Origin of the sequence: Bacillus sp. NPDC060175 (assembly GCF_042728695.1) — a bacterium.
Lineage (GTDB): Bacteria > Bacillota > Bacilli > Bacillales > Bacillaceae_G > Bacillus_A.
The window spans coordinates 19,060-44,907 of record NZ_JBHWYR010000045.1; the positions used below are offsets into that span (position 1 = coordinate 19,060).

The window sequence follows — 25,848 nt, forward strand, 5'->3', positions numbered from 1 at the left end:
AAATATATATTGAAATGATTATCATTATCAATTAAAATTGTGATTGATAATGAAATTCAATTATCGATAGTTTTATGGAAATTTTAATAGTGTTCGTCTAAAAGAGGAGGACCAGTATGCAGCATGCGAAACAAATCGCAGAACATGCAACAATACAAAGCTTTTTAAACTGTTATTTAAGAGAAACAGGGAGTGGAGAATGGATTACAGAGGATGAAAGAATAGAAAGTATCTTCAGTAATACGTTGAATAGAAATATAGTCCCCACATATTTATGTTGTCGGCTATCGGCACAGAATGTTACTTTGTATGGAAAAGTTATATATAAATCATCAACAGATCGCCATTTGTTTGGAGAACAGTTTTATTATCAAATCGGAGAAACAAAAACTGTTATAAAAGCAGATTACGTTACAGTTATTACATTTTTAATAAAAGAGATGTCTATCAACTATGGAGAAGGAACTAACCCTGCTGAACTTATGCTTCGAGTTATTCGTAGTTGTCAAAATATTGAGGAATTTACAAAAAAGAGAGCAGAAGATACATCTGCATTATATGGTTTCCATACAACTTTTATTGAGGCGGAGCAATCTTTATTATTTGGGCATTTAACTCATCCTACCCCAAAGAGTAGACAAGGTATATTGGATTGGAAAAGTGCAATGTATTCTCCAGAATTAAAAGGAGAATGCCAGCTTCATTATTTTCGAGCACATAAAAGTATAGTAAATGAAAAATCATTATTATTAGATTCTACAACAACGATTATAAAAGAAGAATTAAGTAAAGATGAGATGGTAAGTAAGGAATTTATAGTGAAATACTGTAAGGAAGATGAATATTCATTAATTCCAATTCATCCGCTTCAGGCAGAATGGTTATTACATCAACCTTATGTACAAGAGTGGATAAATCAAGGAGTACTTGAGTATATGGGTCCCGTAGGTAAGTATTATATGGCAACATCATCACTTAGGACGCTATATCATCCTCATTCGAAATATATGCTTAAGTTTTCATTTCCGGTGAAAGTAACAAATTCAATGCGCATTAATAAGTTGAAGGAACTTGAGAGTGGCCTTGAAGGGAAGGAAATGTTAAATACGTCAATTGGTGAAGTACTAGAAAAGTATCCAGGTTTTGATTTTATTTGTGATCCAGCCTTTATTACCTTAAATTCTGGAGCAAAAGAGTCTGGATTTGAAGTGATTATTCGAGAGAATCCTTTTTATAGTGAACATGCAAATGACGTTACTTTAATTGCTGGACTAGTTCAAGATGCTATACCGGGAGAACATACTCGTTTATCGAATATTATTCATCACTTAGCAGATTTAGAAAATAGAAGCTGTGAAGAAGTAAGTTTAGAGTGGTTTAGACGGTATGTAAATATTTCTTTAAAGCCGATGGTATGGATGTATTTACAGTATGGAGTTGCATTAGAAGCTCATCAGCAAAATAGTGTTGTTCAGCTAAAGGATGGTTATCCAGTAAAATATTATTTCCGTGATAATCAAGGGTTTTATTTCTGTAATTCAATGAAAGAGAAGCTTAATAATGAGTTATCTGGTATTGGAGAACGTACTGGAAATTTATATGACGATTATATTGTAGATGAAAGGTTTCGTTACTATTTAATTTTTAATCATATGTTTGGACTTATTAACGGTTTTGGTACAGCAGGATTAATTAAGGAGGAAATTCTTCTCTCTGAATTAAGGTCTGTACTTGAATCATTCCTTCCATATAACCGTGAACCTTCTACATTTTTAAGAGAATTGTTGGAAGAGGATAAGTTGGCATGCAAAGCAAACTTGCTAACGAGATTTTTCGATGTTGATGAACTGACAAATCCTTTAGAGCAAGCAATTTATGTACAGGTAGATAATCCACTCGTTAGAGAAGTGGCTGTTCGTTCATAAGTAGTGCTAAAATTTCACGTAATACAAATAATGGAATTCGATATTCCGTATTATAGCGGAGGGATTTATGAAAGAAGAAGTTTATCACATAAAAATATTGAAGGCACTCCAATCAAAAGAGTACATTTCAGTAAGAAGAAGAGTATTCCGGCAATTAGTAGAATCGTTAATTTATGAAGAAATCATTACGCCGATTCGTATACAAAAGGGAGAGCAAATCCTTTTTATTATACAAGGTCTTGATGAAAAGAATCAAAATGTAATGTACCAATGCTATGGACAAGAACGTATGACATTTGGGCGTATTTGTTTGCATGACTCATTAATAATGAGAGTTCAAGATGAGGAAGAAGAAATACAATCAGTTTCACAATTTTTACAGGAGATTTTTCGAATTGTTCAAGTGGATCGAACGAAATTGGATTCTTTTATTCAAGAATTAGAACAAACAATCTTTAAAGATACGATTGCACAATATGAGAGAAGTAGTGAAGAAGACTATATTGTGAAGTCTTATGATGAGCTTGAAAGTCATTTGATAGATGGACATCCATATCATCCTAGCTATAAAGCACGCATTGGATTTCAATATCGTGATAATTTTCAATATGGATTTGAATTTATGCAACCAATGAAAATTATATGGATTGCAGTTCATGAGAAATATACGACTGTAGGATATGAAAGTGAAGAGAGTTATAACTGTACCTTTAAAGAAGAAATTGGTGAAAAGAAAATCGAAGAGTATATGGATCGTATTCGAAAAATGGACTGTGATTCGAAGAAGTATATGTTTATACCTGTTCATCCTTGGCAGTGGGAGAACTTTATTATTCCGAATTATACTGACCATATACAGGATAAATATATTATTTATTTAGGGAAATCAGAAGATGATTATTGCGCGCAGCAGTCGATGCGGACATTAAGAAATGTTACGAACCGAGCGAAACCATATGTAAAGTTACCAATGAATTTACTCAATACTTCAACTATCCGTACATTAAAACCACATTCGGTTGTGAGTGCACCTGCTATATCGAATTGGTTAAAAGATATAGTAGATCATGATCCTTATTTAAGGGATGAATCGCGTTTAATTTTGTTAAATGAATTTTCGAGTGTTACGTACGATGCGAATAAAAAAGCTACATATGGCTCATTAGGATGTATTTGGCGCGAAAGCGTTCACAAATATTTAGATAAGAAAGAAGAGGCAATCCCATTTAACGGTTTATATGCCAAGGGAAAAGATGGGACACCAATTATTGATTTGTGGTTAAAGAGATATGGAGTAGAAAGCTGGTTACAACTGCTTATTCAAAAAGCAATTGTCCCAGTTGTACACTTCGTTGTAGAGCATGGAGTCGCATTAGAATCACATGGACAAAACATGATTTTAGTTCATGAAGAAGGAATACCAGTCCGTATTGCACTAAAAGATTTTCATGAAGGACTGGAGTTTTATCGTCCATTTTTGAAAGAACTCGGAAAATGTCCGGACTTTACTAAAATGCATAAAACATATGCGAATGGTCAAATGAATGATTTCTTTGAAATGGACCGTATTGAATGTTTGCAAGAAATGGTTTTAGATGCGTTGTTCCTATTCAATCTAGGTGAACTGGCTTTCGTGCTGGCAGATGAGTATCAGTTGAAAGAGGAACAATTTTGGATCATTCTTGTTGAAGAAGTAGAAGATCATTTTGAAAGATTTTCACATTTGAAAGAACGTTTTGAAGCATTACAATTATATGCACCTACATTTCATGCAGAGCAATTAACGAAGCGACGTTTATATATGGATGTGGAATCGCTTGTTCATGAAGTTCCAAATCCATTGTATAGAGCAAGGCAACTTACAATACAAAAATCAGTTGTTACAGGGGGAAATCATGCTAATCGTTAATAAACAAGAATTTAGCAAAAATGATTTTGAATCGAGATTACAAGTTTACGAGGAAATGGAACAATTTCAAGAAGCAAAAGGAAATAGATTTGCACTTTGTCTGAAAGATCCATTTGATATTATTACGCTTGTGTTTTTCTTAAAAGAAAAAAAAACATCTGTATTACTTATTCATGAAGAGACACCGATGGATACAGCTATTGAGATGGCAAGGCGTGCAAATTGTGCGGGGCTCTTATATGGGGAAAGTAACGAATTTATAAAGTTAGAAGTTATAAATCTATTACAAGAAGAACCGTCTTTATTGCAATATAGTTCTGGAACAACAGGAGAACCGAAACTGATTCGTAGAGCATGGACGGAAGTTGAAACAGAAATTACTGCTTATAATGCAGCTTTAAAATGTGATGAAGATGAAGTACCAATTGTTATGGCTCCTGTTTCACATTCGTATGGATTAATTTGTGGTACGTTATCTGCAATTATGAGGGGTAGCAAGCCTATAATCATTACGAATAAAAATCCTAAATTCGCATTAAATATAGTTCGAAATACAGAAAAACATATTATATATGCAGTACCACTTATGCTACATATTATGGGTAGTTTTCCACAAGGTACGTTTCAGTTTCATAAAATTATGACGTCAGGCTCACCTTTGCCAGAAACGTTATTTTATAAACTGAAAGGAATGACAAAATACATGATGCAACAATATGGTTGTTCTGAAGCAGGATGCATTAGTATATGTCATGATATGGAAACCCATTTGGATTTAGGAAAGCCACTGCCTCATTTAAGTATAAACATAGGATCAGATGAAAACGAGCCTGAAGAAATCGTAGTGAAAATTGCTGAAAAGGAAATTTATACGAAAGATTTAGGGTATGAATCTGAGCGTGGCCTTCATTTTATGGGGCGTATGGATGATGTAATCAATGTTTCAGGATTAAAAGTTTTCCCTATAGAGGTGGAAGAAACGATGCTTCGGTTAGAAGGTATTCAAGAAGCAATTGTATACCGAGGGAAGCATCCTGTAATGGGTGAGATCGTAAAAGCGAAAGTGATCTCTCGTATTGCCCCGGTGAAAATAAGAGAATGGTGTATTCAGCACTTACCGTCTTATAAAGTTCCGCATGAAATTGAAAGTGTAACTGAAATTCCGAAAAATAAAACCGGAAAAGTAAGTAGAAAGTTACTAGAGATGGGAGAGGTTACAACATGAGTCGTGAAACGTTAAAGGATGCTGTATTAAGCATTATGATAGAAAAAATGGAACTGAAAAATGTAACGTATTTAGAAGAAACGATGCGTTTAAATCAAGATTTATATATAGATTCGGTAATGATGTTACAGCTTATAGTATACATAGAAATGGATTTAAAACTATGCGTTCCAGAGGATGAGATAGACCCAAAGGCGTTTCTTACTGTAGGATCTTTGCTTGACTTTATGGAAGAGTTGCAGCCGTTACACGAAGTAAATGTGAATAATTAACCTTTTAGGAAAGTGGATGAGAATATGACTTCAATTAAAGTTCACTGTTTAGTGAGTTGTTTTTGTGAAATTATAAAAAGGCGTAGCGATATAGATTTCCGGCCATTTTATTTCGGATTATGGGATGGAGATTTTGATATAACAGAAGGCGGGATTATTTCTTATCATTCCGAAAACATTAACCATGATAACTACTTACTCTGGTATGAAAAATTGTATGGTATTAAAGTGAACGAATGGTACGATCATTCAAAAGATAAAAATAGCAATGTAGAAAAATTTTTAGAATTAGTAGAAAATAAGCCGGAAAATCGTTACGTAATTGTAATGGTTGATATGTCTTTATTGCCTGAGAGAGAAAATAAGTTTCATCAAAAACCGTTTCCGCATTACTTAATGATATCGAAGACAGAGAAAGAAGATGAATGGTTCATGCTTGATCCTGATTTTCGCTGGGAAGGGAATATGGAAAGAGAAAAAGTGCTCCATTCTGTTAAAGACAACCCATTTGGTGGAGGCTATTTCATTGATATAGAAGGAATTCAGGAGCCAACACAAGAGATGGTAGAAAGTTATTTCATGGAAACATTCAAAAAGAATGATAACAAACTAACTATGGAATTAAAAAAAATAATAATAAAAATGGTAAATGAAGAGGATGGGTATTCACTTTCGGGGCTCGTAGCGGCAGTAAAGCAAATACCCGTATTGGCAATACGGAAATATAGCTATGAACATGCCTTTGCATACTTCCGTGAAACGTTACAATATTCGGAACAAGACTTTGATTATTGGTGTGATCGAGTGGAAGACATTGTACAAGGATTTACAAATGTACAGTACCGCGCAATCAAAATGGCAATGACAAAAAATAAAGATATGTTAATAACAATTGTTGAGAAGCTTGATGAAATGAATACAATTGAACTGCAAATTAAGGATGAATTAGAGAGACAGTTTCTGTCATGGAAAGATATGAAAACAAATCAGTCTGTCTTAACTTTTTAAAGCAATCTAACTGAATTTAAGATAAGGGAGTTCAAACCTATGAAATATTCACTATGTACAATTTCATTTCGCCATCAACTAATTTCATTTACTGATATTGTTCAATTTGCATACGAAAACGGTTTTGAAGGGATTGAATTATGGGGGACTCATGCACAAAATTTATATATGCAAGAGCGTGAAACGACAGAGAGAGAGCTGGATTTTTTAAAGGATAAAAATTTAGAAGTTACGATGATAAGTGATTATTTAGATATATCATTATTAGCAGATTTTCAAAAAACGCTGGAAAAATGTGAACAACTGGTAACACTAGCTAATTGGTTTAATACAAATAAAATTCGTACGTTTGCTGGGCAAAAAGGTAGTGAGGATTTCTCGGAACAAGAGAGAAAAGAGTATGTGAAGCGAATTCGCATGATTTGTGATCTATTTGCTCAGCACAATATGTATATACTATTAGAAACACATCCAAATACGTTAACGGATACTTTACCGTCTACTTTGAAATTGTTAGAAGAAGTAAATCATCCATATTTAAAAATAAACCTAGATTTTCTTCATATTTGGGAGTCTGGTGCAGACCCGGTAGATAGTTTCCAGCGACTAAAGCCGTGGATACAACATTACCATTTTAAGAATATATCATCAGCGGAGTATTTACACGTGTTTGAACCAAAAAATGTATATGCTGCTGCTGGAAGTCGTATAGGAATGGTCCCATTATTTGAAGGTATAGTAAATTATGATGAAATCATCCAGGAAGTGAGCGATACTGAACATTTTGCTTCACTTGAATGGTTTGGACATAATGCGAAAGATATATTAAAAGAAGAAATGAGAGTATTAACAAATAGAAAATTAGAAGTAGTAACCTCATAAGATGGAATGATGTAAGGGTCTCGTTTAAGAGACTCTTTTTTTACGGAATAAATAACCAAAAATTACCATGTATTTAATTTCGGATTTGATACAATTTAATATATATAAGGAGGTGATCGGTAATGGCTAGAAATCGTAACGCTAATCAATTAGCATCACATGGAGCACAAGCAGCTCTAGATCAAATGAAATATGAAATTGCACAAGAGTTTGGTGTACAGCTTGGAGCTGATACTTCTTCACGTGCAAACGGTTCTGTAGGCGGTGAAATTACAAAACGCCTTGTAGCGATGGCAGAACAACAGCTTGGTGGCGGATATATTCGCTAAATGTAGAAGGTTATAGGAGAAAGGAAGGATTCTTCCTTTCTTTTTTATTTTCAATTAATTGGTATGGATATATTGTGAACAGGATTCAAAGAATAGGAGTAATGCTATATTTTACCCAATTTCTTTTGTTGTAAATGGAAAGTAGTAAAGATGAAATAGCCCTGGTGGAATGCAAAATTAAGTTCCAGCAGGGCTATTATATGGTAAGAAATATATGATGAAAGGTTCCGAAATCAACATGTTAAAAAAAGAAAACTGTTGTTTAATTGCACTTGCATCAGTTCCACTTGTTATGACGTTAGGTAATTCAATGCTTATTCCAATCCTGCCAACCATTGAAAAGAAATTACATATTTCATCTTTCCAAGTATCCATGATTATTACAATTTATTCTATCATTGCAATTATACTTATACCGATTGCTGGCTATTTATCAGATAGATGGGGACGAAAGATGGTAATGGTTCCAAGTTTATTAATTGCAGCTATTGGAGGAGCGATAACGGGCTGGGTATCATGGAAAGTTGATAACCCTTACGTTTGGATTCTTATCGGAAGAGCAATTCAAGGGATAGGTGCTGCTGGTGCTATGCCAGTTGTCATACCATGTGTAGGTGATTTATACAAAGATGAAAAACAGGTTAGTGCAGGTTTAGGAATCATTGAGACGTCAAATACATTTGGAAAAGTATTGAGTCCCATATTAGGATCAGCTCTTGCAGCTATTGTATGGTTCTTACCATTTTGGGCGATTCCAGTTTTATGTTTAATATCGATTGTTTTACTACTGGTACTAGTAAAGGCGAAGAAACAAGAAGAAGAAGTCCCACCACTTAAAGAATTTATTCAATCTATTATCTCTACGTTTCGAGAAAAGGGAAGATGGTTAATTGCCATTTTTATACTAGGTGCAATTATTATGCTTATTTTATTCGGAATACTTTTTTATCTGTCAACTATACTGGAGTCGAAGTACGACATTCATGGTATATGGAAAGGGTGTGTACTCGCTATTCCTTTACTTGTACTATCACTTAGCTCATATATGGCTGGTAAAAAAATTGGAGATAAACAAGATATTATGAAAAAGTGTATTTATATTGGATTTTTACTGGCTGCTGCATCTGTCTTCTTACCTTTATTTCTAAAAGGAATTTATTTGCTACTTCTTTGTCTCGTTATTATGGGGGGAGGAATTGGTATGGCGTTACCGTGTCTAGATGCTCTTATTACACAAGGGATTGAAAAAGAGCAGAGGGGGACAGTTACGTCATTTTATAGTTCAATGCGATTTATCGGTGTAGCAGCTGGACCACCCCTGTATTCTTTTTTTATGAAAGGGGCGGACCATGAAGTATTTTATTTAACGAGCATCTTCGCTGCTATTGGTGCGGTCATAGCAATTATTTGGATTAAACCAGCAAAAGATACAATGATGGTAAAACAGAAGCCGGAACCAACGTCATAATCCGAAAGAGAATTGCATGTTAATTACACAACATGCAATTCTCTTTAATTAGTTAGGAAAAATAACTTGTTTTAACATATAAAGTGCGACTCCCCATATGATTAGCCCTGAAAATTTATTTAATACTGTAATCGTTTTTCCTGTCGAGTCTACTCCTTTTAGAAATTTTCCAGCAAAAGCTAAACTAATAAACCAAATCCAAGAAACTATAATTGTTGCAAAAGTGAAAGCCCATTTCTCACTTCCTATGTACTGTATAGAGTTTGTTCCGATTACACCAATTGTATCTAAAATTGCGTGTGGATTTAGTAATGAAACCGATGCGGTGAAAATAATTTGATTTTTTAAAGGCATGCTTTTTTCTTGCTTTACATCATTTGAAGGATCGCTTCTCCAAATAACCCAGCCCATATACATAAGAAAGAAAAATCCAATCATATACAGAGTGGTTGTTAACCAAGAAAAAGTAAGGAGTACAAGGGATACACCTTGTACGGCAATTAATATTAATAATGTATCACATATAGATGCAGTCAAGACTACAGGAGCAGCTCGCCAAATATTTGGTTGACTCGCGCCTTGATTAAAGACGAAAACATTTTGGACACCTAATGGAATGATAAGACCAAATGCAAGGATGATACCGTGAATAATTGCTTCACTCATCATATTACCTCCTACTTAATGTGATTAGTTATGATAGTGTATATTGTATAGAAGAAATGAAAATTTGTATCCATCCATATGGTTGGATAGGTTACCAACCATAAAGTATGTGAGGTGATATAGTGGAAAGGCTCGTTTGGAAACCTAATATGTCTTCGTCTATTCCTTTATATAAACAAATAGAATCTTATATAAAAGAAAGAATTGTTAATGGGGAATGGACAGTTGGAACTAAATTACCTTCACAAAGAGATTTGGCGCATACGTTTGAAGTGAATCGAAGTACAATTGTAATGGCTTTCGATGAATTAGTAGCAAAAGGGTACATTGAGGGGAATGGCCGGAAGGGAACAATTGTTATAAATAATAGTGAGAGTACTTCTACATATGCCCCGCCTCCAAACTGGCAGTCTTATGTAGAAACAGGACTTCATTATCCGAATCTTCCTGCTGTACAAGAGATTAATCAAGCTGAATTTACTCCCAATGTAATTCGATTAGGAACAGGTGAACTTTCACCGAGTCTCTTGCCTGAGAAAAAGATGAAGGGTATTATCGGTAAAATTTTACAATCAAATGTTACGCTTGGGTATGAGGAACCGAAAGGAAATCTCCATTTAAGAAAAAAAATTGCGGAATATTTAAAAGGGCATGGGGTATATGTATCTCCTGACTCTATTTTAATTGTTTCGGGGGCAATTCAAGCACTGCAACTTATTTCTATGGGTCTTCTTCCGAAAGGAGCATCAATTTTATTAGAAAAACCATCATATTTATATTCGCTTAATGTATTTCAATCAGCAGGAATGCGCTTGATTGGAATACCAATGAATGAGAATGGTATAAATACTTCATATATTACAAAATATAAGAAACAATTTAACGCATCTATTTTATATACAATCCCATCTTTTCATAATCCGACCAATTTTAGTATGAACGGTAAGAAGAGGGAAGAAGTGATGGAGATATGTAATGAAATTGGATTGCCTATTATTGAGGACGCGGTATATCAAGATTTATGGTTCGATGCACCAGTTTCAAAGCCTTTAAAGGCATATGATAAAAATGGTATCGTGCTACATATTGGAAGTATGTCCAAAGTCATTAGTCCTGGTTTAAGAATTGGATGGGTTGTTGGATCAGAATCCGTTATTCAAAGATTAGCAGATATAAAAATGCAAACTGATTATGGTTCAAGTTCTATATCCCAGCAGATTGCAGCGGAGTGGTTTGAAAATGGATTGTATGATGAACATTTACAGTTTGTAAGAAGTGAATTGAAAAAACGTAGAGATTTTATGATAAGTATGTTAGAAAAGTATTGTAGTGGCATTGCAACTTGGCATGAGCCAGTAGGAAGCTTTTACATTTGGCTACATATAAATCTACCAATTTCGAATCGTAGTTTATTTGACAAAGCTTTGCAAGAAAAGGTGTTATTAAACCCAGGCACTTTGTATGATAGAAGTGCTAACCAATTTTTACGTCTTTCTTATTCCTATGCAACTGTAGAAGAAATTGAAGCTGGAATAAAAAAGATCGCGCAATTAATTAAAGGGTAAAAGGAGAAAACCATGAAGCAATATGTGATTTGCCAAATGATTGATGGAGATAAATATTTAGCTGCTTATGCGGAAACAAAACAGGATGCAATTGAAAAAGCAGAATTATTAGGGTTAAGAACTGGAAATCGTTACATAGTAATTACTGCAGAAGAAGCAGAGGGGTTAACTTATCCTTAAACAATAGGGGAGTACATAAGAAGTAAATAAGCCTAATAATGTACTATATTATTAGGCTTATTTACTATTAAAGTGTGACAGGGAAAATAATATAATTATGAGTCAAGTTGACGGAAATACCGATTTGTTTTTCGATCCTGATTTCCGTCTCTATATTCATCAACATATTGCCTGAAGTTCCAAGATTGCAAAAACTTATTAGCGGCATTATAACCAGATTTATAGAGCCATTCTTTCTCTTTTTTAGTTAATTGAAAATTAGTACTTGTAATGGTTCCTGTTGGAATTGTAATAGTTCTAGCCTTTGATTCTTTATCTAAATGACGTAAATCATGAGCTTGCATCATTGTTTTAAATAGTCCTTTGAACATGGAAATAGGTTCTTCATAGTGGGCGGGATCAGCTTGAATCTCATCTTTTACAAAATGAAATCCAAAGGTAGGCCAGCGAGGAGAAGTCGGTGAATCGAAAATCCAAATTGGATAATTACTTAAGATACCGCCATCAACCATATAACAAGGTTGTTTCCATTTTGGTGTTCTCCATTTCACTGGTTCGAAGAAGAAAGGAATGGTTCCACTCATTCTTACTGCTTTAGCGATAGGGAAGCGATAATTTAAAAATCCGTAGTTTGGCAAGTCATCGGGAAAAATAACCATTTTACCATTGCTTATATCTGAAGCGATAATTTTGAGTTTATTCAAATCTGGTAAGTCTGTAAACAAATGAATTCCTTTTTTTCTAAGCAGGTCTTCTAGCCATTCTTCGAGAAATACATTTGAATAAATGCCTAGAGTAGACCAAGCGCTTAATCCTTTACCAATAAAGGGGATTCTATCAAGAAAAGTTTTTTTAGTGAATTTTTCATAATCAATGTCTGTTACAATAGTTTTTAATTCGGAACAAGAATATCCTGCTGCTAGAAGCGCTGCAATAATAGCACCGGCTGATGTTCCAGCTAAACGTTCCCATTCATAACCTTTTTCGGCTAACGCGCAAATTGCCCCTACATGAGCAATTCCGCGTACACCGCCTCCCTCGAAAACACCATCAATCTTCATTAAACATACTTCCTTTCAGATGGAAAATTTGAAAATGGCAAAAAAGCACGTATTGTACGCGCTTTTTTACAATAGTTTTTAAGTTTACTAGCAGCCGAATCCGCCGCCCCAACAGCTAGCTCCAATGATGATTAGAAGGATAAATAAAACGATTAATAAAGCGAAACCTCCATAACCACATCCACCACAACTACCGCCGTAACCGTAACCACCGCCGTAACCGCCGCAACTATATCCGTAACCCATGTGGAATTCCTCCTTAAATTAAAAATAAAAATGAACGAGGGGAAAATATACTGGAAGAAATAAAGAACTATCGTGTTTGTAGGAACAATGTATACTATGCTTTTTTAAACTTGTTCGCGTACGAGGGATAAGCCCGTTTTTTTGGAAGGCTTGTTGATTTTACAATGAATGGAGTATAATCTTTGTGCTATGATACAAATAAGTATGTAAATGTAAGGAGAATTTATGAGACAGCAAATTGAAGTGTTAATTGATAAATATGGACTGACACATTTAAAAGAGGAACTTATTAATACTATATTTCCTTGTGTAAAAGTTGTGCCCGAGCAGCAAGAAACGGTTGCGATAGGTAGTTCGAAAATGGGGGGAGTTCCTGATTTACCGGATTCATTTGAATATCCAACATACAAAGAGAATCCGTTACGTTTTATTGCACAGTTTAATTTAAGTGATCTACAAAACGTTGGTATGGATCACAATCTTCCTAAGACAGGGATGTTATATTTCTTTAATATTGAAAATTACTTTGAAGAAGATGTAAATCCAAACGAAGCTGGACGTGTACTTTATTATGATATCCCTGTAGAGCAATTACGTAGAGCAGATGAAATACAAGCGAAATATAACCAGTGTGCAATTACTTTTGAACTGACGTATAAATTACCGGAGCTTTTCATTGAAGATGAGGCAGATTCAGATCGTTTCTTGCAATTACTTGAAGAGCTAATCCCAGACAACTATGATAATCATCAAATGTTTGGAGAACCATTCTCTGTACAAGAGGAAGTATTATATGAGACAGGAGAATATATGGGGATAGAGCCACAGCAAATGACGCTTTTATTCCAAATTGATTCAGATCATAAAAATTGTAATATGGTTTGGGGAGAATTAGGAATGCTATATTTCTGTATTAGTAATGAAGATTTGAAAAATCGACGTTTTGAAAATACATGTTGTGTGTTACAAACTTGTTAATGAAGAAGGTTGTTCTTGTAAAAAGAACAACCTTTTTACAATGTTAAATATGCATAATCTCATATGACCTATTTTGAAAAGTATTGTATACTCTGAAACTATACGATACTTTTTCGTATAGTTATAGAATGTAAGGAGTGACAAGATGGGAAAGACAAGTAAGTATGTGACAGCTGCCGCACTTTGTTCAACTATAGTAATGGGAGGCTTACAAGCGTCATCTGTATCTTATGCGGCTACGAATCCGACTACAGTGACAACACAATCAGATGCAAAGTTGTTAAATGATTTCAGAAAAGAATTAAAAAAACAGATTGATAATCGTGAAGAAAATATTACAATCGCATATAAAACAAAAGATAGAGATGCTAGAAAGATTATGGACCAATTGTACGGCGAGTTTAATAAAATCGTAGATGCTGATGAGTATGTAAAATATAATGTAGCATCTACTAAGTATTCTATAAAAGGTATGCCAGGGAATTATACGTTTACATTACAAGTGGAGTATCGTGAATCAAAAGAGCAAACACAGTATGTAAAGTCTCAGGCGAAAGCAATTGTAAATTCTATAATTAAACAAGGCATGGATGAGCATGAGAAAGTAAAAGCTATTCATGATTACGTTGTAAAACATGTATCTTATGATACGTCTTATCAAGCGTATACAGCGTATGAAGCGTTAGCGAATCGTTCTGCAGTTTGCCAAGGATATACATTATTAACATATCAATTATTGCAAGAAGCAGGTATTCAAAATCATATTGTAACAGGTACAGGGAATGGACAAGCTCACGCATGGAATTTAGTGAACATTGATAACAAGTGGTACCACCTAGATACTACATTCGATGATCCAGTACCAGATAAAGCTGGGCGTGTAACATATTCCTATTTTAATATGTCTGACGAGCAGTTAAGCAAAGACCACGAATGGGATCGTAGTAAATATCCAGCGGCAACTACAAGTTACTTTGGTGAATTAACAAACAAAATAAAAGCTGGTAGCTCAAAAACGATTGTATATGAGCAAATGTTAAAAGAAACAAATTTAAAATACTTGTCTGCACAATATGGAGCGGAAAATTATAATGAATTTAAGCAAAAGTTACAGCAACAATTTGCATCTAAACCAGAAAAAGTAGAAGTACGATATAAGCAGTCTATGGATGGAACGATGCAAGATATAAAGACAGTATTAAATGAAGTAACTTGGCCAAAAGGTGCAAAGCGTGTATCTTATCAAGTTGCGCCATATAGTGCAATGGCAGGTTATTCATTAGCGACAATTACATTTACGTATTAATGAAAAAGAGCATCTTTAAAAGGTGCTCTTTTTGCGTTTGGTTATAATATTAGTGACTATTTAGAATCGTGTGATAGAATAAAGGGAAGAGGATGCGATAGTTGAATGAACTTGTTCGAAAGTAATATATTTACATTGATATATTCTTGTCTAGTAATCGGACTTATCGTTTTGTTGTTTCTATCATTTACTCTGTTCATTAAAAGCTTATTGTAAAATAACATGTGATTAATATGAATCAGAAGCTAGATCGGATTATTGAATTGCTTGAAAAAGATAAAAAAAGAATGATGGAAGATGTATAAAAAGGAGAAGTAAATGGCGAATTATATAAAGGAATTACGTGAAAAAGTAGGACATGATTATATTTTCTTAAACTTTGCGGGTGGTTGTGTATTTAATAAAGAGGGAGAAGTATTACTGCAAAAAAGGGGAGACTTTAACGCTTGGGGCTTTCCGGGCGGTGCAATGGAAATAGGAGAGTCGGCTGCAGAAACTGCCATTCGAGAAGTTAAAGAAGAAACAGGATATGATGTAGAAATTGATGAGCTCATTGGCGTGTATACGAAATATTTTCAAACATATCCGAATGGAGATCAGGCACAGGCAATTGTAATATTCTTTAAGTTTTCAATCGTTGGAGGGAACAAAAAAGTAGACGGTGATGAAACGTTGGATTTGAAGTTTTTCCCGTTAGATAAAATGCCACCGTTATTTTGTAAACAACATGAAGATTGCTTGCAAGATTTATTGGAGAAAAGAGTAGGGGTATATCGCTAACATATAAAAAAGAAGCTAAAAGATTAGCTTCTTTTTTTATGTTCTATTTCCACCAATCATCAAACATTGACGCTGGTACTTGTCGTTTATGTTCACTCACTGTGTAACGCTTTTCGATTTTTTCTGCAACGTCAGCTGGAACTGATTTACCTTCTAAATAATCATCTAATTGATCGTAAGTAATGCCTAATTCTGTTTCATCAGCTTGACCTGGCTTTTTATCTAATAAATCAGCTGTTGGCATTTTTAAGTAAAGTCGCTCGTCTGCACCTAACTCTTGTAATAAAGCACGTCCTTGGCGCTTCGTTAAACCTGTTAATGGTAATAAATCTGCACCGCCATCTCCAAATTTTGTGAAGAAACCTGTTACAGCTTCAGCCGCGTGATCAGTTCCGATAACAAGTAATCCTTGTTGTCCGCCGATTGCATATTGTGTAACCATACGGATACGCGCTTTAACGTTACCTTTATTGAAATCTGTTAATGATTCACCTAATAAGTTTTCGTATTGATTTGAGAAAGTATCAACTGTTGAAGCGATATCAAATGCAGTAGATTGATCAGCTTGAATAAATTGTAATGCTAATTGTGCATCATCTTCATCCTTTTGTACTTTGTACGGAAGACGTACGGCGATAAACGTTGCGTTACCACCTTCATTACGAATTTCTTCAACTGCAAGCTGAGCTAAACGTCCAGCTAATGTAGAATCTTGTCCGCCACTAATTCCAAGTACAAATCCTTTCGCACCCGTTTTTTTTACATAATCTTTTAAGAAATCAACTCGTTTACGAATTTCTTCTTTCGGATCAATTACAGGCTGAACATGTAATGCTTTCATAATCTGTTCTTGTAATGTCATTATGTTTTCCTCCTATTCATATTAAAGCGATAAATAAGTTTATATGTATATTGGTACATACTTCTATCCTTTATTATTTCGCAAAACTAACGAATATACAATAGGATGTGTGTATGAATATGAATGTAGTCATTATAATGAAACTGCTTCGTGTAAGCAATTTTTTAAACCTTTCAATAATGTAAGGTTTTTGTCATTTGAATCGATGGAAGGTATTTCCGTACTTTACTAATATAAGAACATAGTTAGTAGAAGGGCGGAGAAGTAGTATGAACATTAGAGAACTCGCATTTCGAAATGTAACGCGAAATAGACGAACATACTCAGCTTATTTTTTGAGTAGTGCATTTGCCATTATGGCCTTTTTTGTATATTCATTTTTTGCGTTCCATCCGGCATTAAGTGCGGGAGAATTAGGGAAGTACGTATTTATAAGTATGTCTTTTGCACAGTCTATTATTTACTTATTTACATTCTTCTTTATTTTATATTCAATGGGAATGTTTTTGAAAACGAGAAAGCGTGAACTAGGAATTTTAATGATGCTAGGTATGACGAAATATCAATTAAAGCGTCTTATCTTCTTTGAAAATATCATGATTGGAATAGGGGCAATTATTTTTGGGATTCTTTCAGGTATGTTATTTTCAGGGATATTAATTTTTGTAGCCCCGATGATTTTAAAATTAGATATTTCTTTATCCTATTACATACCGATGAAAGCGATTGTTGTAACGAGTATTATGTTTTTCGTATTATTTATGATTATTTCATTGTTCAGTGCAGGAATGGTTCGTAAAAATAAAATCATGAAATTGTTTAGAGGATCAGCAGAGGCGAAACCAGAACCGAAGGCATCTATAATTTCTTCTATATTAGCAGTAGTATTGCTTAGTGTTGGGTATGTAGGCGCTCTTATGTCACATGGTGCAATGGTATTTATTATGATGATTCCTGTTACAACGGTAGTCACTATCGGTACGTATTTGCTGTACAAGCAGTTGAGCGTCTTTATTATTCGACTATGTAAAAAAAGTAAACGTTTCTATTGGACACAGACAAATATTATTACTTTGTCAGATTTAGCATACCGTATGAGAGATAACGCGAGAATGTTCTTTATTGTAACGATTATTTCAACTGTAGCATTTTCAGCAATAGGTACATTGGTTGGTTTTGCTTCGATGACGAAAGAAATTATGGACAGACCAATTGCGTTTCACTATCATTCTAAGCAAGGTAATAGCAATGAGTCACAGCATCTGAAAATTATTGACGAAGGATTAAAGAAACATAATATAGCAGCTTCAAAAATAAATATTTCATCGAAGACAACGGAGGAGCAGTCGTTAAGAAGCGCCAGTTTTATAAAAGAATCAGATTATAAGGAATATGCAAAGTTAACAGGAGAACCATTTAATACTGTATCAAATAAAGAGGCTTTATTTTTGTCAGTCGAAATACCAGGACCACCCATGAAAGAAAGGAAAGAAATTACTTTACCAAATGTGAATGAACCTTTAAATGTGAAAAAAGTTAATACTTCTTCATTAAGTAAAATACTAAGAGGTAATGTTTATGTAATCTCTAAAAATCAATATGATTCATTACAAGATGGATTTAAAGAAGAAAAAGATTATATGTATAAAACACAAGGAACAAAAGATGAAATTGAGGTTGGTAAAGAGCTTACGAATCAGATTAAGCCTTATCAAGAACATGCAACGTTTAGTGCAGAAGAGTACGATCAAAATCAAAGTTTACAAATCGCAGGACCCATTTTATTTGTAGGTTTCTTTATTGGTATTGTATTTTTCGTTTGTGCAGGAAGCTTCCTTTACTTCCGTTTATTTTCAGATTTGGAGGACGATACTCGTTTATTTGAAATGATTCGAAAAGTTGGATTGACGAGAGGGGAATTATCGAAAGTAGTCACAATCCGCTTAGCGCTTTTATTCTTCGTTCCAGTTGGAGTTGCAACATTACATGGGGCAGTAGCATTAACTGCGTTAGGACAAATGTTTGAGTACTCACTGTTTAAAGAGAATACGATTGTATTAAGTATTTTTGTAAGTATTCAAGTTTTGTATTTCGTCATTATACGAGCTCGTTATTTAAAACAATTGAAAGAAAGATTGAATATTCGTTAAATGTGTTTTTTTAACTTTTGTACTATATTTTCTAAAAAGAGTAAGGCATTACCAAATATATAGTGATAAAATGAAAATAGCGAGGTGAAAAAAATAATAGAGAGTAAGGGGGGAGTAACATGAAAGCAACAGGAATTATTCGAAAAGTAGATGAATTGGGACGGATAGTTATTCCTAAAGAATTACGAGATGTATTAGGAATACAAATCAAATCACCACTTGAAATTTTTGTAGAAGAAGACAAAGTCATTTTACAAAAATATCAACCTTACAATGCTTGTCAAATAACAGGTGATGTTTCAGACCAAAATATTTCATTAGCAAATGGAAACATTACTGTTAGTATAGAAGGCGCAAAACATGTAATAAAAGAAATTGAGCAGTTTTTGAAAAAGAGTGAGATTTAGTCTTAATTTATATTATTCTATTGAAAAACTGAAAAAGAAAAGGACCATTTAATGGGTCCTTTTCTTTTGTTTATTGAGAAATATTTGAGAGGAAGGAAAATAGAACGAATAAAACGAAAGTTAAATATAAACGCATTCAATAGTGGTCTGAAATGAAAATAATATATTTTCAGGAGGGATTACGATGAATAGTAGTACAGCGAATAAACAAAAAGGCATTAAATTAATTCCGTTTACTGTAAATAAAGTGGTTGAACAAGTAAATGAAATTCCACCAGGTGTACAGCTGATTCATGCTCCGCAAGTATGGGAAAAGAGTGCGAAAGGGAAAGACATTGTCGTTGCCGTTTTAGATACAGGTTGTGATATAAATCATGTAGATTTAAAAGATCGTATTATTGGTGGGAGAAATTTTACAAAAGATTATGAAGGTGATCCGAAAATTTATCTTGATAATAATGGGCATGGTACTCATGTAGCGGGGACAATCGCAGCGACTGAAAATGGTGTCGGTGTTTTAGGTGTAGCGCCACTTGCTAAAATGTTAGTTTTAAAAGTATTAGCTGGAGACGGTTCTGGAAGCTATGAGCAAATTATTGAGGCCATTCATTATGCTGTAAATTGGAGAGGACCGAATAAAGAGAAAGTGAGAATTATTTCAATGTCACTTGGTGGTCCGCAAGATGTACCAGGATTACATGAAGCTATTCAAAATGCGGTAAAACAAGACGTACTTGTCGTATGCGCTGCTGGAAATGATGGGGATTGTAACGATGATACGGAAGAATTAGATTTTCCAGGTGCTTATTCTGAAGTAATCGAAGTAGGTGCTGTTAATTTAGAGCGGAAAATTTCATGCTTTAGTAATTCAAATCAAGAAATTGATTTAGTAGCGCCGGGTGATGAAATACTGTCTACGTATCCAGAGGGGAAATATGCAGTATTAAGTGGTACTTCAATGGCGACGCCGCATGTTGCTGGGGCGTTAGCACTTCTCATAAAGCAGTGCGAGAGAGAGTACGGTAGAAAATTATCAGAGCCGGAAATATACGCACAACTTATAAAAAAGACTGTACCTTTAGGGTATGAACGTACATCTGAAGGAAATGGATTAATAGATTTATTAAAAGAATAGTAATTACTAAAAAACATCTCATATTTATATGAGATGTTTTTTAGTATGGTTCTGTCGCATGTATTACAACATCTAATAAACCAGGGAATCTAGTATTTAAATCTTCTTCACGAATTGAAATGAAACGTTGTGTTCCTTCAAGGCGTGTATACATAACACCTGATTCACGTAAAACCTTGAAATGATGAGATAAAGTTGATTTCGCGATAGGGATGTTTAACGCGCCACAAGATTGTTCATTTTTCTCAAGTAACATATTTACAATTTGTAAACGAATTTGATCGCTAAGTGCATATAAGACTGAAGAGAATTGAATTTCTTCTCGGTTCGGATGGTATAGTGTTCGCATTATTTCACCTACTTGTATAAGTTGTTCTAGTTGCACTATAGCATATAAAGTGCTATATTTCTATTGTTCGACTATATTCGAACAATAGAAATATAGGGGGAGAAAAAATGAAGTATACAAAATTGCAAAAGGCAGGACTAAATATTTCAAAGTTAGGGTTAGGGACAAACGCTGTAGGGGGACATAATTTATATGCTGATGTGAATGAGGAAGAAGGAAAACGATTAATAGAAGAAGCGATCCAGCAAGGGATTACATTTTTTGATACAGCAGATTCATACGGTTTCGGTAGATCAGAGGAATTGGTAGGGGAAGTATTGAAAGGAAAACGCCACGAAGTTGTACTTGCTACAAAAGGTGGAATACAGCCGTTATTAAATGGAGAGGTTTATATTAATAATGAACCAAGCTATTTAAGAAATGCTGTGGAAAATAGCTTAAGAAGATTACAAACTGATTATATTGATTTATATTATTTACATTTTACAAATTCTGAAACAAGTTACATAGATTCAATTGGAGAGCTTACTCGCCTAAAAGAAGAAGGGAAAATTCGTTCAATTGGAATATCTAACGTTAATGTAAAGCAATTAAAAGAAGCGAATCAGCACGGACATATAGATGTTGTACAATCACCGTATAATATATTGGATCGTGCTGCTGGGGAAGAACTTTTGCCATATTGTATAGAATCAGGTATTTCATTTATTCCGTACGGGCCTCTTGCTTTTGGGATACTAGGCGGAAAATATACAGAAGATTTCAAATTGAGTGAAGGGGATTGGCGTCAAAGTGTAAATCTATTTGAAGAAAATACATATAAGAGTAACTTTAAGAAAGTTGAGAAGTTAAAAGGCTTAGCTAAAGAAAAGAATCTCGAAGTATCGAATTTAGCTTTAGCGTGGTTATTAAACAAAAAAGGAATTGATACTGTTATTCCTGGCGGGAAGCGAGCGGAGCAAATAAGAGAAAGTGTAAGAGCAGTGGATGTTTCATTGAATGAAAAGGTTATGAAAGAGATTGGATCTATATTAGAAGATTAGTTGAAAAGAGGGACAGTGCCCTCTTTTTATATAAAAGGGGAAGGTTTAAATGAAAAGAGTGCTAGCTGTATTCTTTACGATAATGTTTATGATTGGTACAGATACTTTCTTAATTTCACCACTTTTGCCAACATTACAACAGGTGTATCATGTATCAACTGAATTATCAGGATGGATGGTGAGTTCATATGCTTTAGGATACGCTGGATTTGCGCTTATCGCTGGTCCTATATCAGATGGCTTAAACAGAAAAAAAGTGATGGTATTAGGAATGAGTTTTTTTGCATTAAGTACATTTTTGTGTGGAATGGCACCGAGTTTTTTATGGATGCTAACATTTAGATTTTTAGCAGGTGTAAGTGCAGCTTTTGTATCTCCACAAGTATGGGCATCTATTCCGCTCCTTATAGAGAAGAAGCAAATTGTAAAAGCAATTGGAATTGCAACAGCAGGGTTATCAATCTCCCAAATTTTAGGACTGCCAATTGGAGCATATTTAGCAACGATACATTATACAACACCATTCTTCGTCATTGGTATATTATCAGTACTACTTGTCGTTCTTATTTATGTTACATTACCAGAAATACAACCAGTTCAAATAGGTGGAAATGAAAAAAATATATTAAAGCGCTATAAGCAATTACTTAGAGATTCAAAGGTTTCACTTTCTTATTTTGCATATTTTGTTTTTCAAACTGGTAATTTTGCAGCATTTTCATTCTTTGGTGTGTGGCTTTCCAGTCAATTTGGCTTACAAGTTCATGAAGTAGGTACAGCTATGCTCGTATTAGGATTAGGAAATTTAACCGGTAACATTTTTGGGCCGAGAATCGTAAATAAAATTGGTTATAACCTTTCTTTCTATGGTGGAATTGTATTTACAGCAGTGCTATATGTCATACTTCCTCATTTAAAGAACATTATATTTGTAGAGTTATTTTTCTTTGTTTTATTTTTTGTGACAGGAATTTTGTTTGTATTGATGATGGGGCGCTTACAAAATATGTCTAGTATAGCAAGAGGAACAGGAGCCGCTCTTGCTAATGCTTCTATGTATATTGGCCAAATGATTGGAGCGGCAATAGCAGGAATGTTATTTGCAGCATCTCACAATTTTATACTTGTAGGTAGTTTTACTGCGTTACTATATATAGGAGCTTTATTTTTGTTTAGAAAAAGTGAAAAGCTTAATGAAGATAGTGAAACAGGAATTGCATCATAAAGCCTTTAAAAATAAATCGGGGAAATCCAAAAAATAAAAAATCCCTAAAGAGATAGGGATTTATATATCGGCATATAGTTCCTTGGAAAAGGATATACTTAGTTTAACATATAGGACTACTTATATTTGTGAAATAGATGTGAAAGTAATGTGAAAAATACCGTAATAAAAAGCACTGTCTTAGCTAATTTACTAAAACAGTGCTTTTCTTTTTGATTGAACAGTTGCTGCATTTTCATCATGTATTCCAGCTTCTTCAATAACACGTTTTTTTACTTTATTTAATAGATGGTCTACTGCCTCACCAAAATAGTTAGCTTCGCTTTTTGTGCGGGCTTCTCGTAAACATTTATAGTTTTCTAGCAGTTCCTCTTTTTCGGAGTTTGTTAAGAAATCTTCTATTTTCTTTTTTGTCATACGAAACACCCTTTCTTCTGACAAACGACGCAATAGAAAATATTTATTTTTCATTATAACAATAATTTTTAAAGAAAGTATAGATTAACGTCGTAATAATTTGTCAAGTTCTTGAATTTTCTCATCAGCTTTCCCAATTTGCGTGTTTTTAGCCTGTTCACCACCTAGAGCTTGATGAAGTAAAAATGTTTGGCCTGAAATAGCGGTTACAATAGATACTTTTATAATTTCTTTAATTAAGGTGACATCGAATAAAACAAGTCCAAGAAGTGCAGCTAGGCTACCGGTAAATATATCGGTTAAAAACCCAAAGTGGAAAAATGTTTTTAAACGGCGTGGAAGCAATAACTTACCTTGGTTATTGATTAGATGGGAAACGAAGCCAGTAACGCCACCAACTAGAACAGCAGTTAGCCATTGATACATTTCCATCGAATCCACTCCTTTTAGTGAATAAGATTCGTTTACTAAATATATATTCCTTTTTTAATTTTATATAAGCATATTGAGAAAGTTTGTTCTAGCTAATTGCTTGTTCAATTTAATTGTAACAGAAAAATCTGATATATTTCAGTCTATTATATGAAGCTTTTTTTCATTAATATGAATTCAGAAAGGGGTGCGTGAAATGTATATAGATTATCGAATAAGAAGTGTAGATGGTTATACAAAAAATATAGGGGAACTTGTAAGTATGATGGAGCATACGCGGGCAGTAACATTACAGGAAATAGAGGATTTAGCAGTGGAGCAATTGGATTTAATAATGCCGAGTGGTGAGAATTCAATTGGTGCTTTACTGAAGCATATAGCGGCTATAGAAAAAGTCCATCAGCTTATTTCTTTTCAAAATCGTGATTTTACAAAAGAAGAATTAGAAGTATGGGAAGATGCACTGTATTTAGGGGAAGCGGGGAGATCTATCCGTGGTTATGAAATACAGTATTATGTACAACTTTTACAGAAAGTTCGAGAAGAAACATTAGAGTATTTGAGACAACGGGATGATGAATGGCTAATGTCAGAAAGAAAGTGGCCGAATGGTGTAGCATATAATCAGCACTACCTTTGGTTTCACGTGCTAGAAGATGAAATTAGTCATCGCGGACAAATTAAAATGCTGAAAAATAAGTTATTTGAAAATTACGTTAAATAAAGTAGCTTTTTAACGTGATATTCCATATAATGAGAGTAATTAAAATTAGAACGGGGTGATGTATTATGGCGAAATTGACTTATATGAATAGTAAACCAAATACAAAGGTGGACGGAAAGGGCGATACTCTATAAGTGAGCGCACAATCCTTCCACTGAGTTCAAACTAGGGAGGATATCAATTTGAATCAAAATATTTTAGAATCGTTCGGCTGGGATTCTTTTTTTGAAGAACAAGCTGTTGAGAACTATGAAGTAGGACGTATTTTACTTGAACATAAGCATATATATCGGATTATTTGTAATGACGGTGAATATATGGCAGAACTGTCTGGGAAGTTTCGGCATGAAGCGGTAACGAGAGGAGATTACCCAGCGGTTGGTGATTGGGTGTATATAAAGAAAATAGAAAATGAACAAAAGGCAATCATTCATCGTATTTTTTCGAGAAGAAGTTCTTTTTCAAGACAAGAAGCTGGTAATAGAACTGAAGAACAAATTATTGCAGCAAATGTAGATTATTTATTTTTAGTGAATGCACTTAACCATGATTTTAACGTAAGAAGGCTGGAGCGTTATTTACTATTAGCGTATGAAAGTGGTGCAATGCCTGTTATTGTTTTAACAAAAAGTAGTTTATGTGAAGATGTGGAACAAAAAATCGTAGAAACGGAAGCTGTTGCAATTGGTGTTCCGATCTTCGTCGTCGATAGTTTAGAGCATACAGGTATTGACTCGTTACAACAATTTGTTGCTTCAGGAAAAACAATTGCTTTAGTCGGCTCATCGGGGGTTGGAAAATCTACTTTGTTAAATGCACTCGTAGGAATTGAGATAGCGAAAACGGGAGATATACGTGAGGAAGATAGTAAAGGGCGGCATACGACAACTCATCGTGAGCTGTTCCAACTACCGAGTGGGGGCTTAGTCATTGATACTCCTGGCATGAGGGAGTTGCAGCTTTGGGAAGGAAGCAATGCAATTCAAACAACATTTTCTGATATTGAAGAACTTGCAAAAACATGCCGCTTCCGAGATTGTAAACATGAGAATGAACCAGGATGCGCAGTGCATAAAGCAATTGATAACGGGCTAACGACGATAAATCGTTTGCAAAGCTATAAAAAATTGCAAAGAGAATTGGCGTATTTTATGAGAAAACAAGATGCTATTCTGGCAAGAGCTGAGCGTGATAAGTGGAAGAAGATTTCTAAGCAAGATAAAAAGATGTAAAAAACCAAAGGACTATTCCTTTGGTTTTTTGTATTTGTAAATTTTATAATAATATTATTCATATATATAGAC

Annotated in this window: 27 protein-coding genes and 1 pseudogene; 21 read left to right on the forward strand and 7 right to left on the reverse strand. The window is 34.2% G+C overall.

Annotated elements, in window-relative coordinates:
* Nucleotides 1–116: 116 nt before the first annotated feature.
* The 8 genes from ACFWDE_RS20450 to bcbE all read left to right on the forward strand — a co-directional run bounded on the left by ACFWDE_RS20450 (nucleotide 117) and on the right by bcbE (nucleotide 9,018).
* Nucleotides 117–1,925, forward strand: coding sequence for an IucA/IucC family protein (locus tag ACFWDE_RS20450; RefSeq protein ID WP_377894318.1), 1,809 nt, complete (start codon nucleotides 117–119; stop codon nucleotides 1,923–1,925).
* 67 nt (nucleotides 1,926–1,992) lie between these two features.
* A complete protein-coding gene (locus tag ACFWDE_RS20455; protein WP_377894320.1) occupies nucleotides 1,993–3,834 on the forward strand; it encodes an IucA/IucC family protein in 1,842 nt (613 codons plus the stop codon).
* Nucleotides 3,821–5,059, forward strand: a complete 1,239-nt coding sequence (locus ACFWDE_RS20460) for an AMP-binding protein (protein ID WP_377894322.1) — start codon at nucleotides 3,821–3,823, stop codon at nucleotides 5,057–5,059. The genes ACFWDE_RS20455 and ACFWDE_RS20460 overlap by 14 nt, the downstream gene beginning before the upstream one ends.
* The gene (gene asbD, locus ACFWDE_RS20465) at nucleotides 5,056–5,331 is read left to right on the forward strand and encodes a petrobactin biosynthesis protein AsbD (RefSeq protein WP_377894324.1); all 276 of its coding nucleotides are present in this window, start codon (nucleotides 5,056–5,058) and stop codon (nucleotides 5,329–5,331) included. Before ACFWDE_RS20460 ends, asbD begins: the two co-directional genes overlap by 4 nt.
* Nucleotides 5,332–5,355: 24 nt before the next feature.
* The gene (locus ACFWDE_RS20470) at nucleotides 5,356–6,339 is read left to right on the forward strand and encodes a DUF6005 family protein (RefSeq protein ID WP_377894327.1); all 984 of its coding nucleotides are present in this window, start codon (nucleotides 5,356–5,358) and stop codon (nucleotides 6,337–6,339) included.
* A 39-nt stretch (nucleotides 6,340–6,378) separates the two neighbouring features.
* Nucleotides 6,379–7,221: a sugar phosphate isomerase/epimerase family protein gene (locus ACFWDE_RS20475; protein ID WP_377894328.1), complete on the forward strand. Its 843-nt coding sequence runs from the start codon at nucleotides 6,379–6,381 to the stop codon at nucleotides 7,219–7,221.
* Between the two features lie 122 nt (nucleotides 7,222–7,343).
* Nucleotides 7,344–7,550, forward strand: a complete 207-nt coding sequence (locus ACFWDE_RS20480) for an alpha/beta-type small acid-soluble spore protein (RefSeq protein ID WP_377894329.1) — start codon at nucleotides 7,344–7,346, stop codon at nucleotides 7,548–7,550.
* Nucleotides 7,551–7,767: 217 nt separating this feature from the next.
* Complete coding sequence (gene bcbE / locus ACFWDE_RS20485) at nucleotides 7,768–9,018, forward strand: bacillibactin exporter BcbE (RefSeq protein ID WP_377894359.1); 1,251 nt, start codon at nucleotides 7,768–7,770, stop codon at nucleotides 9,016–9,018.
* Nucleotides 9,019–9,066: 48 nt separating this feature from the next.
* On the opposite strand, the gene ACFWDE_RS20490 is transcribed toward bcbE, so the two are convergent.
* Nucleotides 9,067–9,684: a LysE/ArgO family amino acid transporter gene (locus ACFWDE_RS20490; protein ID WP_377894331.1), complete on the reverse strand. Its 618-nt coding sequence runs from the start codon at nucleotides 9,682–9,684 to the stop codon at nucleotides 9,067–9,069.
* 122 nt (nucleotides 9,685–9,806) lie between these two features.
* On the opposite strand from ACFWDE_RS20490, the gene ACFWDE_RS20495 reads away from it, so the two are divergent.
* Both ACFWDE_RS20495 and ACFWDE_RS20500 read left to right on the forward strand, forming a co-directional pair.
* On the forward strand, nucleotides 9,807–11,249 hold the full coding sequence (locus ACFWDE_RS20495) for an aminotransferase-like domain-containing protein (RefSeq protein ID WP_377894333.1): 1,443 nt from the start codon (nucleotides 9,807–9,809) through the stop codon (nucleotides 11,247–11,249).
* Between the two features lie 12 nt (nucleotides 11,250–11,261).
* Nucleotides 11,262–11,429: a DUF3933 family protein gene (locus ACFWDE_RS20500; protein WP_000816387.1), complete on the forward strand. Its 168-nt coding sequence runs from the start codon at nucleotides 11,262–11,264 to the stop codon at nucleotides 11,427–11,429.
* Between the two features lie 95 nt (nucleotides 11,430–11,524).
* Here ACFWDE_RS20500 and ACFWDE_RS20505 read toward each other — a convergent pair whose 3' ends face one another.
* Together ACFWDE_RS20505 and ACFWDE_RS20510 are read right to left on the reverse strand one after the other, a co-directional pair.
* Nucleotides 11,525–12,490: a patatin-like phospholipase family protein gene (locus ACFWDE_RS20505; protein ID WP_002148634.1), complete on the reverse strand. Its 966-nt coding sequence runs from the start codon at nucleotides 12,488–12,490 to the stop codon at nucleotides 11,525–11,527.
* An 87-nt stretch (nucleotides 12,491–12,577) separates the two neighbouring features.
* Nucleotides 12,578–12,736, reverse strand: coding sequence for a YjcZ family sporulation protein (locus ACFWDE_RS20510; RefSeq protein ID WP_002118476.1), 159 nt, complete (start codon nucleotides 12,734–12,736; stop codon nucleotides 12,578–12,580).
* Nucleotides 12,737–12,961: 225 nt separating this feature from the next.
* On the opposite strand from ACFWDE_RS20510, the gene ACFWDE_RS20515 reads away from it, so the two are divergent.
* The 4 genes and pseudogenes from ACFWDE_RS20515 (at nucleotide 12,962) to ACFWDE_RS20530 (ending at nucleotide 15,800) form a co-directional block, all read left to right on the forward strand.
* Nucleotides 12,962–13,714 carry a YwqG family protein gene (locus ACFWDE_RS20515; protein WP_377894336.1) on the forward strand — a complete coding sequence of 251 codons (753 nt, stop codon included), beginning with the start codon at nucleotides 12,962–12,964 and terminating at the stop codon, nucleotides 13,712–13,714.
* 145 nt (nucleotides 13,715–13,859) lie between these two features.
* Nucleotides 13,860–15,020: a transglutaminase domain-containing protein gene (locus tag ACFWDE_RS20520; RefSeq protein ID WP_377894337.1), complete on the forward strand. Its 1,161-nt coding sequence runs from the start codon at nucleotides 13,860–13,862 to the stop codon at nucleotides 15,018–15,020.
* Between the two features lie 105 nt (nucleotides 15,021–15,125).
* Nucleotides 15,126–15,325, forward strand: a pseudogene (locus ACFWDE_RS20525) (DUF4083 domain-containing protein).
* Between the two features lie 13 nt (nucleotides 15,326–15,338).
* Complete coding sequence (locus tag ACFWDE_RS20530) at nucleotides 15,339–15,800, forward strand: NUDIX hydrolase (RefSeq protein ID WP_377894339.1); 462 nt, start codon at nucleotides 15,339–15,341, stop codon at nucleotides 15,798–15,800.
* A 43-nt stretch (nucleotides 15,801–15,843) separates the two neighbouring features.
* Here the strand turns inward: ACFWDE_RS20530 and nadE are convergent, their stop codons facing one another.
* Complete coding sequence (nadE, locus tag ACFWDE_RS20535) at nucleotides 15,844–16,662, reverse strand: ammonia-dependent NAD(+) synthetase (protein WP_377894341.1); 819 nt, start codon at nucleotides 16,660–16,662, stop codon at nucleotides 15,844–15,846.
* Nucleotides 16,663–16,931: 269 nt separating this feature from the next.
* Here nadE and ACFWDE_RS20540 point away from each other — a divergent pair, with 269 nt between their 5' ends.
* From ACFWDE_RS20540 to ACFWDE_RS20550, 3 genes are all read left to right on the forward strand, one after another.
* Nucleotides 16,932–18,812 carry an ABC transporter permease gene (locus ACFWDE_RS20540; RefSeq protein ID WP_377894343.1) on the forward strand — a complete coding sequence of 627 codons (1,881 nt, stop codon included), beginning with the start codon at nucleotides 16,932–16,934 and terminating at the stop codon, nucleotides 18,810–18,812.
* 119 nt (nucleotides 18,813–18,931) lie between these two features.
* Nucleotides 18,932–19,219: an AbrB/MazE/SpoVT family DNA-binding domain-containing protein gene (locus ACFWDE_RS20545; RefSeq protein WP_000648281.1), complete on the forward strand. Its 288-nt coding sequence runs from the start codon at nucleotides 18,932–18,934 to the stop codon at nucleotides 19,217–19,219.
* Between the two features lie 184 nt (nucleotides 19,220–19,403).
* Nucleotides 19,404–20,354 (forward strand): serine protease, encoded by a 951-nt coding sequence (locus ACFWDE_RS20550; protein WP_377894344.1) that lies wholly within the window; start codon nucleotides 19,404–19,406, stop codon nucleotides 20,352–20,354.
* A 40-nt stretch (nucleotides 20,355–20,394) separates the two neighbouring features.
* Here the strand turns inward: ACFWDE_RS20550 and ACFWDE_RS20555 are convergent, their stop codons facing one another.
* On the reverse strand, nucleotides 20,395–20,703 hold the full coding sequence (locus ACFWDE_RS20555; protein WP_377894345.1) for an ArsR/SmtB family transcription factor: 309 nt from the start codon (nucleotides 20,701–20,703) through the stop codon (nucleotides 20,395–20,397).
* 107 nt (nucleotides 20,704–20,810) lie between these two features.
* Here ACFWDE_RS20555 and ACFWDE_RS20560 point away from each other — a divergent pair, with 107 nt between their 5' ends.
* Both ACFWDE_RS20560 and ACFWDE_RS20565 read left to right on the forward strand, forming a co-directional pair.
* The gene (locus ACFWDE_RS20560; RefSeq protein WP_377894348.1) at nucleotides 20,811–21,746 is read left to right on the forward strand and encodes an aldo/keto reductase; all 936 of its coding nucleotides are present in this window, start codon (nucleotides 20,811–20,813) and stop codon (nucleotides 21,744–21,746) included.
* A gap of 49 nt (nucleotides 21,747–21,795) precedes the next feature.
* Complete coding sequence (locus tag ACFWDE_RS20565) at nucleotides 21,796–22,971, forward strand: MFS transporter (protein WP_377894351.1); 1,176 nt, start codon at nucleotides 21,796–21,798, stop codon at nucleotides 22,969–22,971.
* Nucleotides 22,972–23,163: 192 nt separating this feature from the next.
* Here ACFWDE_RS20565 and ACFWDE_RS20570 read toward each other — a convergent pair whose 3' ends face one another.
* Together ACFWDE_RS20570 and ACFWDE_RS20575 are read right to left on the reverse strand one after the other, a co-directional pair.
* Nucleotides 23,164–23,388 carry a hypothetical protein gene (locus tag ACFWDE_RS20570; protein ID WP_375370675.1) on the reverse strand — a complete coding sequence of 75 codons (225 nt, stop codon included), beginning with the start codon at nucleotides 23,386–23,388 and terminating at the stop codon, nucleotides 23,164–23,166.
* An 84-nt stretch (nucleotides 23,389–23,472) separates the two neighbouring features.
* Nucleotides 23,473–23,820 carry a DUF4257 domain-containing protein gene (locus ACFWDE_RS20575; protein WP_377894353.1) on the reverse strand — a complete coding sequence of 116 codons (348 nt, stop codon included), beginning with the start codon at nucleotides 23,818–23,820 and terminating at the stop codon, nucleotides 23,473–23,475.
* A gap of 196 nt (nucleotides 23,821–24,016) precedes the next feature.
* On the opposite strand from ACFWDE_RS20575, the gene ACFWDE_RS20580 reads away from it, so the two are divergent.
* Both ACFWDE_RS20580 and rsgA read left to right on the forward strand, forming a co-directional pair.
* The gene (locus ACFWDE_RS20580) at nucleotides 24,017–24,544 is read left to right on the forward strand and encodes a DinB family protein (protein ID WP_377894356.1); all 528 of its coding nucleotides are present in this window, start codon (nucleotides 24,017–24,019) and stop codon (nucleotides 24,542–24,544) included.
* A 182-nt stretch (nucleotides 24,545–24,726) separates the two neighbouring features.
* A complete protein-coding gene (gene rsgA, locus ACFWDE_RS20585) occupies nucleotides 24,727–25,776 on the forward strand; it encodes a ribosome small subunit-dependent GTPase A (protein ID WP_377894358.1) in 1,050 nt (349 codons plus the stop codon).
* The last annotated feature ends 72 nt before the right edge of the window (nucleotides 25,777–25,848 follow it).